This is a genomic window from Maribacter sp. (assembly GCF_049667165.1).
Taxonomy (GTDB): Bacteria; Bacteroidota; Bacteroidia; order Flavobacteriales; family Flavobacteriaceae; genus Maribacter_A.
Genome location: NZ_JBATHS010000125.1, coordinates 1 through 18,854, shown reverse-complemented (window position 1 = coordinate 18,854; position 18,854 = coordinate 1). Strand labels below are relative to the sequence as shown.

General features: G+C 42.5%; 9 protein-coding genes and 1 tRNA gene. 3 read left to right on the top strand and 7 right to left on the bottom strand.

Annotated features, from left to right (window positions below; translation table 11 throughout):
• The 3 genes from WBM98_RS06400 to rpiB all read right to left on the bottom strand — a co-directional run.
• A partial coding sequence (locus tag WBM98_RS06400; protein WP_424365197.1) for a GNAT family N-acetyltransferase occupies nt 1-436 on the bottom strand: 436 nt, incomplete at its 3' end.
• Between the two features lie 2 nt (nt 437-438).
• A complete protein-coding gene (locus WBM98_RS06395) occupies nt 439-1,350 on the bottom strand; it encodes a cation diffusion facilitator family transporter (protein WP_424365196.1) in 912 nt (303 codons plus the stop codon).
• Between the two features lie 56 nt (nt 1,351-1,406).
• Nucleotides 1,407-1,838, bottom strand: a complete 432-nt coding sequence (gene rpiB / locus WBM98_RS06390; protein WP_424365195.1) for a ribose 5-phosphate isomerase B — start codon at nt 1,836-1,838, stop codon at nt 1,407-1,409.
• A gap of 610 nt (nt 1,839-2,448) precedes the next feature.
• Between rpiB and rnr the strand changes: the two genes are divergently transcribed.
• From rnr to WBM98_RS06375, 3 genes are read left to right on the top strand one after another with little or no spacing between them, the layout of a single operon-like run.
• Nucleotides 2,449-4,638: a ribonuclease R gene (gene rnr, locus WBM98_RS06385; RefSeq protein WP_424365194.1), complete on the top strand. Its 2,190-nt coding sequence runs from the start codon at nt 2,449-2,451 to the stop codon at nt 4,636-4,638.
• 60 nt (nt 4,639-4,698) lie between these two features.
• Nucleotides 4,699-5,379 (top strand): head GIN domain-containing protein, encoded by a 681-nt coding sequence (locus WBM98_RS06380; protein WP_424365193.1) that lies wholly within the window; start codon nt 4,699-4,701, stop codon nt 5,377-5,379.
• Between the two features lie 8 nt (nt 5,380-5,387).
• A complete protein-coding gene (locus WBM98_RS06375; RefSeq protein WP_424365192.1) occupies nt 5,388-6,062 on the top strand; it encodes a LysE family translocator in 675 nt (224 codons plus the stop codon).
• Nucleotides 6,063-6,112: 50 nt separating this feature from the next.
• Here WBM98_RS06375 and WBM98_RS06370 read toward each other — a convergent pair.
• The 4 genes from WBM98_RS06370 to WBM98_RS06355 all read right to left on the bottom strand — a co-directional run bounded on the left by WBM98_RS06370 (nt 6,113) and on the right by WBM98_RS06355 (nt 18,845).
• Nucleotides 6,113-6,183: transfer RNA gene (locus WBM98_RS06370), tRNA-Cys, on the bottom strand.
• A 238-nt stretch (nt 6,184-6,421) separates the two neighbouring features.
• Nucleotides 6,422-6,778 carry a dihydroneopterin aldolase gene (gene folB / locus WBM98_RS06365; RefSeq protein WP_424365191.1) on the bottom strand — a complete coding sequence of 119 codons (357 nt, stop codon included), beginning with the start codon at nt 6,776-6,778 and terminating at the stop codon, nt 6,422-6,424.
• Between the two features lie 94 nt (nt 6,779-6,872).
• Nucleotides 6,873-7,817 carry a PorP/SprF family type IX secretion system membrane protein gene (locus WBM98_RS06360; RefSeq protein ID WP_424365190.1) on the bottom strand — a complete coding sequence of 315 codons (945 nt, stop codon included), beginning with the start codon at nt 7,815-7,817 and terminating at the stop codon, nt 6,873-6,875.
• 18 nt (nt 7,818-7,835) lie between these two features.
• Nucleotides 7,836-18,845, bottom strand: a complete 11,010-nt coding sequence (locus WBM98_RS06355) for a T9SS type B sorting domain-containing protein (protein WP_424365189.1) — start codon at nt 18,843-18,845, stop codon at nt 7,836-7,838.
• Nucleotides 18,846-18,854 lie beyond the last annotated feature (9 nt).

Genomic DNA, 18,854 nt, shown 5'->3' with positions numbered 1-18,854 from the left:
TTTTTAACATGGCCACATGCGGAATTCCGTCTTCTAAATATTCCTCACCATCCTGCACAAACCCAAGTGCGTTGTAAAACTTCAAAAGGTATTTTTGCGCAGATATACGCATTGTAGTTTCATTGTACTTTTCTTTTACCGCCTGAATCGAGGCCTTCATAATTTCAACACCACAACCCTCTTTCCTGGTAGAAGGGCTTACAACTACCCTACCTATACTGGCTTCCTCGAAATAATCCCCTGGTTTGAATATTCGTGTATATGCAATTATCTTATCATTTTTAAAACCAATAACATGTAACGCTTTTTGATCATTTCCATCAAGATCTTGATATACACAGTCTTGTTCAACGACGAACACTTCAGAACGAAGCTGGAGTATACCATATAGCTCCTCTAACGTAAGCGCCTTAAATTCCTTTATGGTAACATCCATCTTCAATCCTGTACAATAATATGCTTAACATCACACTTACCGAATTCCGGCTGAATGTTGACGTGGTTTATCCCGAATTTATGAAAGACCTCCTCCTCTATTTGGTCAAGAATTACATCGAATTCGGAAAGTTTTATATCCTTGAGAAAGTCGATATGGGCCTCAAGATGAATTTCATCTTCATTCAATTGCCAAATATGTACATGATGTACATTTTTAATGGAGTCGATCTTACTTATGGTCTCAACAATATTTTGAACTTGTATAGTGTTAGGGGTAAACAACATAAGAACCCTTGTGGATTCCTTTAAAAGATCATACCCCATATAAATCAGATACAGGGCAATCACCAAGGTCAAAGTGGCATCGACCCAGTACATTTGAAAGAATTTCATCAATAGACCGCCAACCAATACAGCAACGGAGGCCATCATATCCGTCATTAAATGAAGATAGGCGGATTTCATATTCATATTACGCCCTGCATCCTTTTTTAATAATAAAACACTAAAACCATTTGCTGCTATCCCAAGAATTGATAACCAGATAACCAAGTTCGATTCAATCTCCATAGGTTCTATAAATCGCTCAATGGCTTCCTTTATCAAAATAATTGCCACCACGATCAAAGTGGCCGCATTGACAAAAGCAGCAATGATTTCGGCGCGCTTGTAACCAAAGGTCTTATTGCTCGAGGCTTTCTTTTTAGAAAGGACTGTCGCAACGTAACTAATGATCAATGATAGTACATCACTGAAATTATGTAGTGCATCCGATAACAGTGCTAAACTTCCGGAAACCAATCCCCCGATTACTTGGGAAACAGTAATGAGAATATTAAGAAGTATGGATATAATTAAATTTTTGCCTTTTAAGTCGGTATGGGAGTGGGAATGATGGTGATTATGTGCCATAAGGTCAATACAAGGTAAGATGGGTTAAGGCATCTGTTTCAGCGCAAAAAAACGTATTAATTACATGGTATCTTTTCTATACGCCGTTCATGCCTACCACCCTCGAACGCGGTTGCCAAAAATACCTTGACCATTTCCAAAGCTTGTGGCAAGGAAATATAACGTGCGGGTAAACTTAAAATATTAGCGTCATTATGTTCGCGTGCCAATTGAACAATCTCCTTGTTCCAACACAGGGCACATCGCACCTTTTGGTGTTTATTCGCAGTCATTGAAGCACCATTGCCACTACCGCAAATAATAATACCATAGTCGGCTTTTTCTTCTTCAACATCCTTGGCGACAGGATGTATAAAATCTGGGTAATCAACACTATCGGTGCCATCAGTGCCGTAATTGACAACCTCAATGTTTAATGATTTTAAAAGACCTATTATAGCTAATTTATATTCAGTCCCCGCATGGTCGTTACCTATTGAAATCTTCATGGTCGTAAGAGTGTGTTCACTACAAATGTACAAATACATTACCATTCACAACAATCGAAAGATTAAGACGTTCTCCTATAAGATGAAGTTTTATTCATTGTTATTAACTCTCCCGTTTCTCTTGTTAAGTTGTTTACAAATAACTTGAAAATAATGGTATTTAAATTTTGTATTTACCATTCGTTTTTGTTGTACGAAACAATAGGATAAGAAAAGAATTTACTTCTAAAAAAATAACATCAAGATATCAAGTCAATTCCTTTAGTAGTTAACAATAAATTTACCAAAACTTATTAAAAAAAGTATGTTGAAATAGGTTATCGATCATGGTTGATAAAAAAGCTAATTCACTGATTGATACCATAAAAAGGAAATGATAAAATGTAGATAAACTAGTTTAGTTGTATAAAAGTGATTTTCCTTTATTTTTTTATAACCACTATCAACATGCCATCATAGACATCATTTGTTTTTTAAATTATAAAAGGAAAAATAATAATATGATATAAATGTTAATAACCTATTAGAGTGTGAAATAAAACTTAAGGAACCCTATAATGATATAGGTAATGGATTATAATTTGTAATTTTCCAACCAAATAAAATTTTAATGTCAAAGAATAAAAAGAAAACTAAAAACCATAGAACAAACGAAATAACGAAAGGGATTTTTACTGTACTTGAAAAAGAACCTAAGAATAGCTTTACATATAAGCAAATAGCCGCAAAAATAGGTGTAATCGATGCGAACGAGCGTAATCAGTTAATCAAAAGACTTACCGAACTCAAAGAGAAGAAGAGGATATTGGAAGAAACCAGAGGACATTTCAAGGCCATTCCCTCAACAAAAACATACCACACTGGAACTGTTGATATCACCGGAAGAGGCAATGCCTATATTGTCGTCGATGGAATCGATGATGATATTTTCGTTCCTTTCAACAAATTAAAGAAAGCATTTCATAAAGATACCGTAGAGGTCTATATTTTTCCCAGAAGAAAAGGAAAAAAATTAGAGGGAGAGATTACCCGGGTCATTGAAAGAAAAAAAACCTCCTTTGTAGGTATTGTCGATATGCAAAAGACCTTCGCTTTCGTAAGGCCTTCCGATTTTAGAATGTACACCGATATATTCGTACCAAAAGATAAGATCAATGGTGCAGAAAATGGGGATAAGGTAGTCGTTGAGTTTACCGAATGGCCTGATAATGCGGATTCCCCGTTTGGAAGAATTACCGATGTATTGGGCAAACCTGGAGAGCATCAGACTGAAATACATTCCATTTTAGCGGAATATGGTTTGCCGTATGAGTTTCCGTATGAAGTAGAACAATATGCCAATACATTGGATACCTCAATAAAATCTGAGGAAATCAATAAAAGGAAGGATATGAGAGAGGTACTGACCTTTACTATCGATCCCAAGGACGCCAAGGATTTCGATGATGCCCTTTCTTTTAGAATCCTTGAAAATGGAAATTATGAAATAGGGATTCATATTGCCGATGTCTCACATTACCTAGAGCCGGACACTATTTTGGATGAACAGGCCTATGATAGGGCAACCTCGGTATATCTAGTAGATCGTGTGGTGCCCATGTTACCGGAAGTCTTATCAAATAATGCCTGTTCATTGCGTCCGAATGAGGAAAAATATACCTTTTCGGCCATATTTGAATTGGATGACAAGGCACAGTTAAGAGACCAATGGTTTGGCAGAACGGTAATCGATTCCAACGAACGTTTTGCCTATGAAGAAGCACAGTATATTATAGAGAATGGAAATGGTCATATTCCCAATGACATATCGATCAGAGGTGAGGCTTTTACGGTATCCAATGAGGTGGTGAAAGCCACCTTAACATTGAATAAATTAGCGAAGATCATGCGATCCAAAAGAATGGAGCAAGGGGCCATTTCTTTTGATAAAGTTGAGGTTCGTTTTAATCTGAATGATAAAAATGAGCCCGAAAGTGTTTATTTTAAAGAGGCCAAGGATGCCAATAAACTGATAGAGGAATTTATGTTGTTGGCCAATCGAAAAGTGGCTGAATTCATTGGAAAGCAAAAACCTAAAAAAACTTTTGTATATCGTGTACATGACAACCCCGATGAGGATAAATTAATAGCCCTGAATTCCATTATTTCAAGGTTTGGCCATAAGATTGACTTTAAGGATAAAAAATCCATTAGTGCATCCCTAAACCAGCTTTTGGAGGATGTTAAAGGTAAAAAAGAACAGAACTTGGTAGATACCCTGGCCATACGTAGTATGAGTAAAGCTATATATACCACTGAAAATATAGGACATTACGGTTTGGCCTTTGATTATTATACCCATTTTACCTCACCAATACGGAGGTATCCCGATGTCATGGTACATCGATTGCTGCAACATTATCTGGATAATGGCCAATCGCCCAAGGAAGAAATTTATGAGGATAAATGCAAACATTCCTCTGATATGGAAGGTTTGGCCGCCAATGCAGAAAGGGATTCCATAAAATACATGCAGATAAAGTTCATGCAGGACCATCAAGACCAAGAGTTCATTGGGGTTATCTCTGGGGTCACCGAATGGGGTATTTATGTTGAAATTATTGAGAATAAATGTGAAGGCATGGTTCGTATACGGGATATAAAAGGTGATTATTATATCTTTGATGAAAAGGAGTACGCCATTATTGGTGAACGGACCAAGAAAACATATCAATTAGGAGATGAGGTGGTTGTTATGGTAAAAAGTACCGATCTTATTAAACGCCATCTTGACTTTTCACTCATCGGAAAGAACGAGTAAAATCGTTTTTTGGAATAGATTTTGTTTAAGTTAGTAAGAAAATACCTAAAAACTGAAACAATGAAAAATTTGGTTGGGCTTGTGGTGCTCTTGTTTGTTTGTCAGACAATGATCGCCCAAGACGATAAAATTACCCAAGATATACAACCTTTTTCAGAATTGAAGGCTTTTGATGGTTTGTCCATTAACTTAATAAAGTCCTCTGAGAACAAAGCTATAGTAACCGGTGCCAATACGAACAATGTGGTTATCGTGAATAACGAGGGCGTATTGAAGATACGCATGCAAATCACCAAGATTTTCAGTGGCTATAGAACATTCGTCGATTTATATTATACCGATAAATTGGTGGTTATAGATGTCAATGAAGATGCACGGATTACTTCAAAAGAGCCTATAAAACAAGATGTATTGGAACTGAAGGCACAAGAAGGAGGTGAACTGGAAATCAATGCGGAAGTGGAACAACTGTTGATAAAAGCGGTTACCGGGGGGGTTATAAAGAGTTCTGGAAGGGCGGATCTACAAGATGTGGCCATCAACACGGGCGGCATTTATGAAGGGAAAAACCTATTCACCAAATTTTCAACCATTAATGTCAATGCAGGATCAAAGGCTGAGATTTATGCCACCGATTACGTAAAGGCATCGGTAAAAGCGGGGGGTGAGGTATTGGTTTATGGTAATCCCGGGAAGATGGAGGAAAAAACCGTATTTGGCGGTATCATAAAAAGAATGTAAAGGCACTCATGTTAGACGATATTCAGGCAGCAATTCCATTAGGCTTTTTATTGAGCTTTATGATTGGTCCTGTTTTTTTTGTACTTCTGGAGACCAGTGCGGTAAAAGGGTTTAGGGCCGCCTTGGTATTTGACTTAGGGGTCATTTTGGCCGATATGATTTTTTTGACCGTAGCCTATTTCAGTAGCTTTCAATTGTTGGAAAATCTGAGTAACCAACCGGGACTATATGTTTTTGGCGGAGTCATATTATTGGTTTATGGCATCACCACCTATTTCAAAACCGAGATTAAAAAGGATAAACCAGCTTTAAGAACCAAAAAAAATGGGTATCTAAGTTTATTCATCAAAGGGTTTTTATTGAATTTCATCAATATCGGTGTTCTGGTATTCTGGCTGGGTATCATAATAGTGGTCGGACCCAGTTTGAACAATGATCCCAACCGCATTATTGTTTTCTTTGCAACAATGCTTACAGCCTATTTAACCACTGATATTTTTAAAATATTATTAGCGAAACAATTAAAGCGAAAACTTACTTATAAACGAATTTCCCAAGTGAAAAAGGGGTTGGGCATAATCCTGATAATTTGCGGTTTGGTATTGATTACCAAAGGGTTTCTACCAAAGGATAAATTCAATATTGAAAAAGGGATTGAACAAATAGAACATATAAGGGAGTGATGCCCATAACTGACTAAAACAAAAAACCCCCTATCATTAGGAGGTTTTTGAGGCATCGAACGGATTCGAACCGTTGTACAAGCTTTTGCAGAGCTGCGCCTAGCCACTCGGCCACGATGCCGTTTTTTAAAGGTGCAAAATTACAAAATCTAAATCGTATTATTTCACAAAAATCGATTTTAATATATTCATGACGATACGCCGTTCAAATAAAAAAATCCCTTTTTGAGATACGTTCTTGAGGCATCGAGTGGACTCGAACCACTATAAAAGTCCTTGCGGGACTTCGTCTATCCATTTCGACCACAATGCCGAGTTAAGGCAAAATTAAAAAAATAAAAAGACAATCCTTTTGCACATCATCTAGTTTTATTGAGAATTATCGAAACACGCTCAACATCACCCCCAATAGGTGGGTTTATTTTAGATACCGATATTTCGGCCTTATTCACGATTTTTATTTCTTTGAAAATGCGATTTATAATTCGTTGTGCCACATGTTCCAAAAGTTTTGAAGGAATGTTCATTTCTTCCTTGACGATCATATTTACGAGAACGTAATCCACCGTATCAGAAAGTTGATCGGAAACCGAAGCTTTCGAGAGGTCGGATTCCAATGAAATATCCACGCGATATTCACTTCCAATGATACTCTCCTCGGTCAGACACCCGTGACGGGCATGTGCCCTGATATTCGTTAATTTTATAACTCCCACAAATTCGTTTTAATGACACAAAATTAAGCCAATCCTATGACTTTGGAGGGCTAAATTGTAGTGAATTCGATCTATGAAATACATTTCTATTTTCTCAGTAAGTACACCTACAATTGCTGATCCCTTGGAAAAGATCAACCCCCAATGTTATGACATGGGTACCCGAACTATAGCCCAAGATCTCATTAAGTATGATCTGATAGGAATATCCGAAGTAAAAATTATTCTTCTTAAGCCCCGCTATCGGTGCAATATAGAGTGGGTCACCTACCTGATCGTTCAAAAAGCGATAGGTCGCCCCGATATAATAATAATCCTCAAATTCATACCATCTGAATTTTACGTTCAAATCAGTAACCGACCTACCATCACTTTCAAATAGCTGGAAGAAAACGGATGGTTCGATCTCCATCTTACTGTTTTTGTTCTTGGTATATCGATAGCCGGTATACGCATAGTAGTTCCGCAATGTATTGGGCTCGAACACAGGATTGAACTTGGTCAAGTCCTTATTCAGAATATTCGATGCATTCAAACTAAAGTAGAATTTATCAAAACGGTACATGACCCCCACATCAAAGTTATGGTTTGTGGTCGCCCTATCGTCGGTAACACTGGGATCGAGCGCATCAAAATTCTCAATATCTATTCGAAATTGATTGAAGTTGTATGATAAACCAAACGATAGGAATTCATCGTCGTACCTATCCAATGTCAAATGGTGGGCAAACGATAATCTCGCCCCCCTTTGTTTGGTTTCCCCATTACTATCATTGTATAACAAAGCACCTATCCCGGATCTTTCACCTATCCGCATATCGGCAGCTAAGGACTGGGTGTCGGGAGCATCTTCTATACCCACCCATTGTGTAAGTCCGTTTACACGAATTTTCACATGGTCCCCGATGCCCGCGTAGGTTGGCGACATCACAAAGGGATTGTCTGCCAAATATTGTGAGAGTTGGGGTATGGTAAGCTCTTGTCCATTTGCGGCCAAAGCACTCACAAAAAGCAGGAATGTCAATAATTTATTGCGCATTATCGTTTTAGGTTAAGTTTAGCGATATAAGGTAAAATGACCTACGAATTCCCGATCATCATTTTCTCCATTTAGTTTGATTACGTACCAGTAATCTCCCGTAGGTAGTTCGGTCCCATGGTATGTACCATCCCATCCCATTGTGTTTACAACATTATCCTCTACCACTCTACCATAACGATCGTAAATAATAATTAGTATTTCAGGGAAGCCTTCTAAATTTCGGGGTATCCAAGTATCATTTTGCCCATCCCCATCTGGGGTAAAGAAATTCGGAATTTCTATATCGATGAACTCCATTGCTATGGAAGCAATCACTTCACATCCTAATTCATCAACTACCCTAACTTCAAAGGTATCGGTCCTGTTAATGAAGTAAGTATTGTCATCTCCGTTATCATCTCCATCAAAATAGAAAGTATATTCACCACTTCCGCCTGTAGCAATTGCCGTAATCTCATTGATATTGATATTCTGCAATTCCAAGGTCAAAGGTTCAAACCCTTGTATTTCAAAATCTATTTGATTTAAACAACCATTTGAATGTACAATGGTCAGTGAGTGCATACCCGCGGAAATGTTCGCAAAATCTGGAGTCAACTGCATATCGGTAGGATCAGTAGAATCCAAAGCATACATAACATCACCTGAAACTGATGGATCCTCCAAAGTTACTAGAATGTAATTGGTAGGGGTGTCACCCATACATTCATAAACTGGTTCCACAGTGGCATTGATATTTTCGCCTGGGGCAACCTCTACTATGATATTGTCCTCACAACCGTTGGCATCCCGTACAAACAATAGATAACTACCTGCCGCCATATCCGTGAAATCAAATTGGTCTTGTACAAAGTTCGATTTGTCATTCAGACTTGTACTATATGGGGCGGTACCTCCCGAAATTGATACTGTAATGGTTCCATTCTCTTCACCGGCACAAATCTCCGGGGTTGAGGAGGCTGATATTTGTATCATGTCAGGTTGACCAATGGTATATTCCAAGATTTCGAAACATCCGTTCACATCCTGTGCAATGACCGTATAATCACCGGGCGCTAAATCGGTAAAGGTATTCAAGGTATCAAATTGATTCAGATTGGGCGAAATAGCATATTGGTATCCACCAGACCCTCCTGATAACGTAACCGTAATACTGCCGTTGGTATCGCCAAAACAAGTAGCATCAATAACATCCTCAGTATAAGTCAAAGGCGTAGGCTCTGTAATTATTACCTCTTCGGCAGGAGCTGTGCAGTCCTCACTGGTCACGTTTACATAGTACGTGCCTGCTGGTAAACCAGCAAACTCACCTAAACTTTGAGGCCCTGCAATACGCGACGCAAGGGTTAATGCGGCATCGGTATACAATGCATACTGATAATTACCTAGACCACCATTAGCACTGGCATATATAATAGCTGTGGCTTCACCATTGCAATTAATAATAGCAGCCGAAGTGTCAACGGTCAATGTTAGCGGAGCAATGTCATTTTCAGTAATCGCATTTGATGCAACTGAAGCACAAGCCCCACCTAAATCACGAACAAAGTATTGATGCGTACCTGCCCCAAGCGTACCTGTCGCTGGCAATGGCATTGGGTTGCTGGTCATTGGATTAAATGTAATATTATCCAAGCTATATTCGTAGGTTCCGCTACCACCAGTCGCACTAAGTTCAAACTCAACACCAGTCATACAGGTTAAAGGATCCGTACGTAACAACGTGGCTTCAATTAACGTAGGTTCGGTGATGGTCACCTGATTGGTTTCCACATCACAATTCCAACCGTCAGAAACCGTAATACTATAGATTCCCGCTCCTAGATTAGTAAAATCAGGACTGGTTTGCTGTCCGGTCGTAAAGGTAATAGTAGCGCCAGAAGCATCGTAATAATTCAATTGATATTCATAAGAACCACTGCCATTAACGACGTTGGTCGCAGATACGTTTCCAGTAGTATCACCATAACAGCTTAAGGCAGTATTCAAAGGAATAGCATTTGCTGTAACCGCAATTGGCATCACCAAAAGATTTGGATAGTTGTTCGTGATGGAACATCCTCCCGCATCAACAACGGTAACGCTATAGTCACCTGCTGATAAGCCCGAGAAGACCGCACTGGATACATCAATCAAGGTATCCGTAACATCACCTGTCACTGTATTGGTCACCGTTATGTCATAAGGAGCAATACCACCTGTTGGATTTACCCTTAGTTCACCTTGATCATTTGTGCATTCTACTGCACCAAGAACGGTTGTAAGTTCTGCTAATGGCATGTCCGGTGATAGAATAGTCACCATATTGGTATCGTCGAAACAGAAAGGTGTTGCAGTTTCTGTAACCCTTATATAATAGTTTCCTCCTGATAATCCAGGTACAGGGAACTGGTAGGGGTCTGAGGTTGCGTTCCCAGATCCGTTTTGAACACTGGTTCCGCCCTGAGTAAACACCTCATAATCATAGGTACCCGTATATCCACTTACGGTAACTTCAATAGAACCGTTTCCATCCCCAAAACAAACTACGGGATCTATAGCAACAGCCGTCACCTCGATCAGATCATAAGGCGCAATTTCATAAGGCAAGGTATCCACATAACAACCTGTGGTAGAATTGGTCACCCTGAACGTATAACTTCCTACTGCGGAAAGATCATAGGATGCACTAGTGCTCGTACTTGCTGTTTGCGTTCCTGTTGCATTGCCTAACGGCAAAAGTTCAAAAGTGTACACATCCCCTGGTGCTGCGGTCTCGACCACCGAAATGGTGATTTGCTCAACACCAGTTGTGCAGTTTACGGCCGCGTCCTGTATGACCGTCGCCGTAAACGTATTCAACGGATCGATTGGTTGTGTTGGTAAGTTCACGGTACAGCCATTCGCATCCCGAACAACGATATCATAATTGCCGGCCACTGTGGTTTCATAAGTAAACACATCCCCGCCTGTTGGTAAGAATGCACTACCATTAACACTATAGTAGTAGTCGGTAGTACCCGTTCCTGTAGTGATGGTCACTTCGATACTGGCCAATTGCCTAGCGTTGTTGATATCGCATGCAAAAGGAACAACATTGGTGATATTGGCAACCAACGCAAGCGGTTGGTCGATGGATACTTGATCGGTGGCCACACAATTTCTATTTGAGGTCACGGTAATATCGTAGGTTCCAAAAGGAAGCCCAGTAAATAGGTTTGTACTTTGGGTCCATGTCGACGTACCGTCTGTAATTTCGTAGGAATAAGGCGGATTATCATTGACGCCTGTTGCTGTTGGAGCCATATTGATGGTAATGGTACCATCGGAGCCTCCAAAACAACGTACATCGGTCCAATCCGTAGCCAACAAGGTTACAGGTGTCGCTTCTTCCAGCGATATTGGAATAGCAATACTACAATTAGGAGTTCCCAAGGTAGTATCGGTTATCCTAACGATATAGTCACCAAAGGCTACCCCAAGGAATTGGTTTCCAGTTGGTAGGATACCGGTTGGAGTTAAGTCAGAGCGCAGCAATTCGACCGTATTGGCACCAGAACCACCATTGACCGTAAATTCAATTACGCCATCATTTGCCAAACATGTAGGTTGTGTCAAAACAACGGCACTTGCTGTCAATTCGGGTTCAATAGTTATGTTTTCAACATCAGTACAGCCATTCGCATCCCTTATTTCGATGGTATGGGCTCCCGCTGCAAGACCTGTATAAGTATATGGGTAGCTTGCAATACTTTGGAAAGCGCCTCCATTTAAACGTATGGTGTATGGCGCCACACCGGTATTGATGGCATCCAAGGAAACTGTAATTCCGAAACTACCTTCACTGGCGCATTCATCATCTAGGGCCAAGGAGATGTCCGGAGAGGTATCCGTATCTATGGTTATGGCCAATGGGGTTGCGATCAGGCATCCATTCGCATCCTGGACATAGATATCCCAGTTCAGGCTTGTAACCGGATCCAGTTCCACGGTATTGTCATATGGATATACCCCTGGATTACCGGCCCCACTTATGGAAGCACCGTAATTGTATGGTCCTGTCCCTCCTGTGGCCTGTACCGTAACGATTGCGTTCGCTTCATTACAGTTCGCGTTCACATTGCTGATCAAGGTCAAAGCCAATGGTTCCGGGGCATCGATGGTCACGTTGTTCGAAGTGCCGACACATTCGGGGAATGCCGTTTCGGTAATCTGCACCGAATAGGTTCCCGCGGGCAATGTTGCGGCCACATTGAACGTGTATGGGTCCGTAGCGGCGTTGTCGGAACCTGCGGCCCCTGCCACGAAAGCACCCGTATTGTTTAATACCTGGTAATTGAACGTACCCGTATATCCTGAAACGGTAACTTCGATCGTTCCGTCCGCGCTGTCGCTACAAGTAGCATCCGTGATTACGGCAGCGGTAACATCCATAAGGTCATAAGGGGCTATAACATGCTCGACAATGACCGAACAGTTGGTAACGGTGTCCGTGATTTCATAAATATAGGTTCCGGGCATGGTCAACACGATATTGGTCGGGTCTGCCACAACGTTGCCACTCGGCAATTCGGTATAGGCGTATGTGCCCGAACCGTTCGAGGGGACTATTTCTATTATCTCCTGTCCGTTGACACAATCGATGGGAGCGGATGTCCTGTTTACAACGGCCGTAACTTCCTGCATGATCGGAACAGGAACGATTTCGGTATCCGAACAACCGTTGGCGTCCCGAACGACCACGTTCACATCCGGTGAGCCGAAAGGAACTTGGTACGTGGCGGTAGTTGCCGTATTTCCAGGTTGGAAAGTGGCACCATTATCGAAACTGAACACATACGGTCCGGTTCCCGAAGGATTCCCTGGGGTAGCGTCATTTATCGAAACGGTTATCGTACTTGCCGGATCATCACAGCTGAAGGCCGAGGCCGAGGCGGTAATGTCCAACAGGGTCGGTTCATTTATGGTGATAGGCAATGTATCCTCACATCCTTTGGCGGAAATGACCGTTACGTTATAAGCGTTTTGGGTAAGTCCGGTAAACACATTGGATGGTTGTGTCGTTGTCCCACCATCAAGACTATAGAGGTATGGGGTGTCGATATTTCCAGCAATCAGGTTCACGGTGATCGTACCGTCACTTCCACCGAAACAAGCAACATCTGTTTTTTCCAATGTGAATGTTGGGACCACAGGGGCCGGCAACGTTATGGTGACCGGGGTCGTACAGTTCGTGATCACGTCCTCTACCTCAAAGGTATAGGCCACTGAATGTGTCAATCCTGTAAATATACCCGTGGCATTTGTTGGTCCTGCCGGGGTTGTTTGTGTATAGCTGTAGTTACCAGCCCCGGAACCACCATTGGCGGTAACGGTGACCTCACCGGAATTTGCGGGATCGCAATTATCGGGGGCCGTTATGTTGGCCATCAGGGTCAATGGGGGATAGATCGTAATATTTTCGGTCTCACTACATCCGTTCGCATCGGAAATGGTAAACGTATGGGCGCCCGAACTCAGGTTCGAGATCGTCATAACGTTCCCGACCATGGTCAAACCTCCTGCAGCCTGTGGCGCCGCGCCATCGATACTGATCGTATGTGGCAGCAATCCAACGGCACCCAAGGTGATGTCCACGGAGAACGCCCCCTCTAGAGCGGTACATTGGTCGTTCAAAACGACACTTATTGCCGGCGTTGGATCTTCTGTAATCGTTACATCCAAAGCAGGTGATATACAACCATTGGCATCTTGGGCGTAAACGTCCCAGACCAAACTTGTTGCAGGGTTTAATGTAAAAGTAGATCCCTCTGGGAATACTCCGGGCGCACCTGCCCCATCAACCACAAAAGCGTAGGTATAAGGTCCGGTTCCACCACTTGCACGAACGGAAACCTCGGCATCATCATTACAGTTGGCCGCAACTTGACTTACAAGATTGAGGGCAACAGGCGTTGGTTCTAGGATCCTAAACGTGGTTGTATTGCTACACGATGGAAACGTTGATTCATCAACAAATAAAACATAGTCACCTGGTGGAATTTGAGTTACAGAAAAGCTTTGAGGGCCTCCTGCTGGTCCAGGACCTAATGTTCCCACATATGTTCCAGGACCGACTACGGGGGTGTTGGAAATTGCATTCAAGACTTCATAGTCAATACTGGTTACTCCAATATCGTAATTGTCTACTGTAAAAGTCATTGTACCATCATCTGCAGCGGTACAGGAAATGTCAGTTGTGTTATCTACGACTACCGAAATTCCTGATAATGGAGGAATAATCACTTCTTGATAACTCGTACAAAAGTTGACATTATCAATTGCCTCTATAATATAGGTCTGTCCTGGATTGAGTCCATTAAACGTTGCTACTTGTGTATCTGGAGGAGTAGTTGTTACGGAGTTAGGGGGTGTTCCTATATTATATATAGAGAAAGTATAATTTCCTGAACCACCTGAAGCCGTTATTATGGCCGTCCCACCTGTTGGACAATCTGGAGGTGGAATATTGGCCGTTAAAGTCAAGTATGGGTTAGAATGCACCCTAACGGAACCAAGGTCACTTTCGCAGCCATTAGCATCCACTATGCGGACATAATAATCACCAAAATCTACACCGTCAAACGAATGTGAAGTACTTGCGGTAGTAGTGGGGTTCGGATCACCGCTGCCCAAAACCACAATGTTGTTCGCGCTATCATAAAGGGTATAAGTAAAATTAGCCACTCCACCTTGTGTTATAGTGACATCCACTCCACCAAGGTTGTTTCCAATCCCTGGGTTACAGGTTACGTCACGAGCAGACATGTTGGCTAGTATTTGTAATGGTTCCCCGACTATTGCATTTCCTGTGAACTCACATCCCCTGGCATCCCTTACCACGAACGGATAACCGGCGGCATTGGCCGTTAGGCCGGAATAGGTGGTTGTTGATGTAAACGGACTGCCATCGAAACTTATGGTATAGGGGGCGGTACCGAAATCGGTATCGATATCGATAAGCACGGAACCATCTGCCCCACCGAAGCAGGCGACGTCCGTGACAACGGGCGTGGCTTGGGGGGTAACTGTTGGTGATATTACAATTTCATTGGTTTCTACTGTACAATTCTGTGAATCGGTAATTAGAAATTGATAGGTACCTGCGGCAGACGCCCCACTATAGGTAAAACTGCTGCCAACTAAGGCCGTTGTAGCCCCATAGCCTCCACCATCTACTTGAACTTGATAAGTTGTGTAAGGGATGTATCCTCCACTTATGGCAACGTCGATATCGGCGTTAGCCGTACACAATAGATCTTGGGTCAATAATGCCGTCGCCGCCAATTGTGGTTCAATAGTTTCGGTAATTACATTGGACGTACATCCGTAGGCATCGGTGACCTGAATGTCGTAAGTACCCGGGGCAAGGCCTGATATTGTAAAAGGATTCCCGACAGCTGCAATCTGCGAACCACCATTGATCGTGTAAACGTAAGGCGCTACACCATCCGTGACATTCACTACAAGGGAAGCTTGGTCCGTGCCATCATAGCACAGATCGGAAGGTCCAAATGCGATTGAGGGTGTTTGTGCCGGATCTATGGTGATCGGTTTATCGACGATACAACCCCCTGCATCGCGCACATAGATAGTATAGGTACCTGCAGGTACGTCCGAAAAGGTGTTTGAACCTTGGTATGCGTATACTATGGCGGGACCAACGGTGTTTTCCAGTTGATACTCATAACCTCCCCATCCACCGAGCGGGGTTACCGTTATCGTTGAATTCTGTATACAGGTAACATCGGTATTGGCAAAGGTGAAATCCAAGGCTGCTGGCGGATTGCTTATCGTAGCGGTGGTCGTGGCCGTGCAACTGGTGGTATCGTCGGTGATCGTTATCGTATAGATGTCCGCACCTAATCCCGTAACCGGTGTTGGCGTTAGTCTATTGATGTTATTTTCCGATTGAACAACGACCGCACTGCTGTTTTCAACAGTATAGCTATAGGTAGATGCAAAATCGTTTACGACAAAAGTGAATGCTCCGTCCGAGTCCCCGAAACAGCTCACATTATTGGTAAGTTGTGAAAGGACCTCAACCCTTGGGATATCGACAACGGTGTAACTTTCTTCTAGTTCACAGCCTTTTGCATCAGTGACCTTGAACGTATAGGTATCGGGGGCCAAACCGGTAAACACACCGGTGGCGGCTCCTGTTGTATTGGCGGTTGCCAAGGCAGGGGCCGTGATCTCGTAAACAAAGGGGGCGTTCCCGTCAACGACCGTTACTGTCACTTCGGAAAGAACAGCAGGGCATACCAGTGCCGAGGCACTGAAGGTAAGGTCCGTTGGTGGATCCAATGGGTCAATGACAATGGCCGGCGTTTCGGCCGTACAACCGTTAAGATCCTTGACCGTTATGGTATAGGTCCCGGCAGTAATATTGGTGTTGAAAGTATCACCTGGTTGGAAATTCACTCCGTCAATACTAAAGGTATATCCAGGAGTGCCTCCTGAATAGTTGATAACCTGTAAGGTTGCCGTTGGGTTGACACAGGTGTAATCCTGAGCCAGATCGATCGTTCCCGGTATTAATGCAGCAGGGGCTGTCAAAGTGACACTATCGCTGGTCACACATCCTTTGGCATCGGTCACCGAATAATTGTATGTCCCATCTGAAAGACCGGAATAGGCTGTCTGTGTTGAGGGAGCGCTGCCATCAAAAACGATTTGATAGGGAGCACGACCTCCTGAAATTTGTAATTCAACCACACCATCCGCGCTCGTTGCACATAAAGGATCGGTCAAAACTTCAACCACGCTTGGTGAGGCATTGTCCGATACTACGATTTGGTTAGTGGTCACTGTACAGCTCTCCGCGTCGGTGATTATAAATTCATAAGTTCCCGCGTTCGTTGTCAAAAACGAAAATGGGATGCTAGGCACCGGTGTGCTGGCTTGAACTATGGCCCCATCACGAATTACCTCATAGTTGAAAGCAGGATTTCCCCCAGTAATATTAATGCTGATTTCCGCATCTGGGGATATACTACAATCCAAATCTTTTACCAAAGTGGCTGCAGCGGTCAGCGTTGGAAAAACATCAATAGAGGCTGTCGCAGTACAGTTTTTACTATCAATGACATCAATAGTATAGCTACCAGGTCCTAAACCTGTAAAATCAACATCGCTTTGATAAGCACCTCCATTTAATCGGTATTGAAATGGCGCTACGCCTCCCGAAGTAACATTGGCAGTCAATGTTAGTCCGGTTGTACTGTCATAGCATAAACTATTTGCCGTCACGGACAAGACTGGAGCGACTGTTGGGGAAAGGCTGAATGTTTCGGTTGTTTCGCAACCTCCAGCATCTCGGACAGTTACGATATAATTTCCGGAAGTATCCGTTAAACCCGTAAAGGAGTTCGAGCTTTGGGGCCCTCCGACCAAGGCGCCGGATGGATCTTCCAATTCATATTCATATCCACCCCAACCGTCTACGGCGGTTATCGTTACAGACCCAGGAACCGTTCCCGAAACGGAACAACTAAGGTCTATAACACTTAAATTCGAGATAGTCAGCGCCGCTGGTGGTGTTGCTACTGTAATATCGGTAGTGGCCGTACAATTGGTGTTCGTATCAGTAACGATTATCGTATAAGTCCCTGACGCAAGCCCTGTCAAAGGTATCGAATTGGCAGTTTCTGCCGTACCAGAGAAGGATATCGGACCCGTAACGGTATAATCATAGGAAGCTGCAAAATCAGCTATGTTAAATGTAATTGCCCCATCAGATAGACCAAAGCATGAGATATTATCGTCTAATTGACCACTAACGGATATGGGGGCTATTGGGGTTATGGTATAACTTTCCTCATAGGCGCATCCTTTGTTGTCTATTACCCTAAAAGTATAGGTGTCAGGAGAAAGATTATCAAAAGTAGCGGTATTTCCAGAAATGGATGTGGCTGCGATTGCTGATGGTGCAATGATATCAAAAACAAAAGGCGTATTTCCATCTAGTACCGTTACTGTTACGTTTGAAGTCTGCAAAGGGCAGTTGGGCGGTGTTGACGTAAAAGACAGGTTGCTGGGTTCATTAAGGGGGTCGAGTGTAATAGGGCTTGTTGGGAATACACAACCATTGGCATCCCTTACTGTAATAGTGTATGTTCCATCGGTCAAGTTTTCAAACCTATGGGCATTTGGCGTGGTATCTGGAATAAATGTTACGCCATCAATACTGTAGGCATACGGCCCTGTACCTCCAGACACGTTTTGAGCTTCGATAATTCCGTCTTGTATACATGTGTAATCATCAATAAGCACAGAATTTGCGGATAGCGCGTTTGTTGGTGTAGAAATCGTATAGTTTTCGAAGTAATCACAGGAAGCACTTCCCTTTCTTTGGTTAATTACGATTTCGTAATTGCCAGAGGCCAATCCAGGAAAATATCCTGATGTATTAGAGTCTATGGCGTTGCCAAGATTATAATTGTCTGGATCAAAACCAACTCCATCGAATAGGTAAAAGGTAAGTTGATACCCATGGGAATCAACCAAGTTGAATTGTATTACACCTGTTGAATCACCGAAACATTGTACATCTAATACTGATGTTGGATCAAATTCTGCCGCTGGTTGAAATTCGATGGTCACGGTATTTGAGATCGCATAACAGCTGTTTCTGTCGATAACTACGAAAGTGTAATCACCAGGCTCAAGAATATCGAAAATAACACTTGTCTGAAACGCAGAAGGTGGAATATCATTTATGCTAGGGTACGATGTTATGGTTGTACCAGCCTCATCAACATATTCCCAAATAGCGTAGGTATGGGGTGTTTGACCACCATTTGAATTCATTTGAATATTCCCTTCCTTACAGGTTATATGCTGTGAAATCTGTGCGGTTAATTCCAGATCATTTTCGTCAATAATAGTGATTTGTTCACTGTAGGAACAGCCATCATCGGTATTTACATAGGCGATATAATCACCGGGATTTAAACCTGTGAACGTGAAATTGTTATTTGTCTGTGCCAGCTCGTCATCGACCAAGGTGCCGAG

Excerpts from the sequence above, each read along its gene's own strand:
- WBM98_RS06395 (WP_424365196.1), bottom strand. The coding sequence starts at position 1,350 with ATGGCACATAATCACCATCATTCCCACTCCCATACCGACTTAAAAGGC.
- rpiB (WP_424365195.1), bottom strand. The coding sequence starts at position 1,838 with ATGAAGATTTCAATAGGTAACGACCATGCGGGGACTGAATATAAATTA.
- rnr (WP_424365194.1), top strand. The coding sequence starts at position 2,449 with ATGTCAAAGAATAAAAAGAAAACTAAAAACCATAGAACAAACGAAATA.
- WBM98_RS06380 (WP_424365193.1), top strand. The coding sequence starts at position 4,699 with ATGAAAAATTTGGTTGGGCTTGTGGTGCTCTTGTTTGTTTGTCAGACA.
- WBM98_RS06375 (WP_424365192.1), top strand. The coding sequence starts at position 5,388 with ATGTTAGACGATATTCAGGCAGCAATTCCATTAGGCTTTTTATTGAGC.
- WBM98_RS06360 (WP_424365190.1), bottom strand. The coding sequence starts at position 7,817 with ATGCGCAATAAATTATTGACATTCCTGCTTTTTGTGAGTGCTTTGGCC.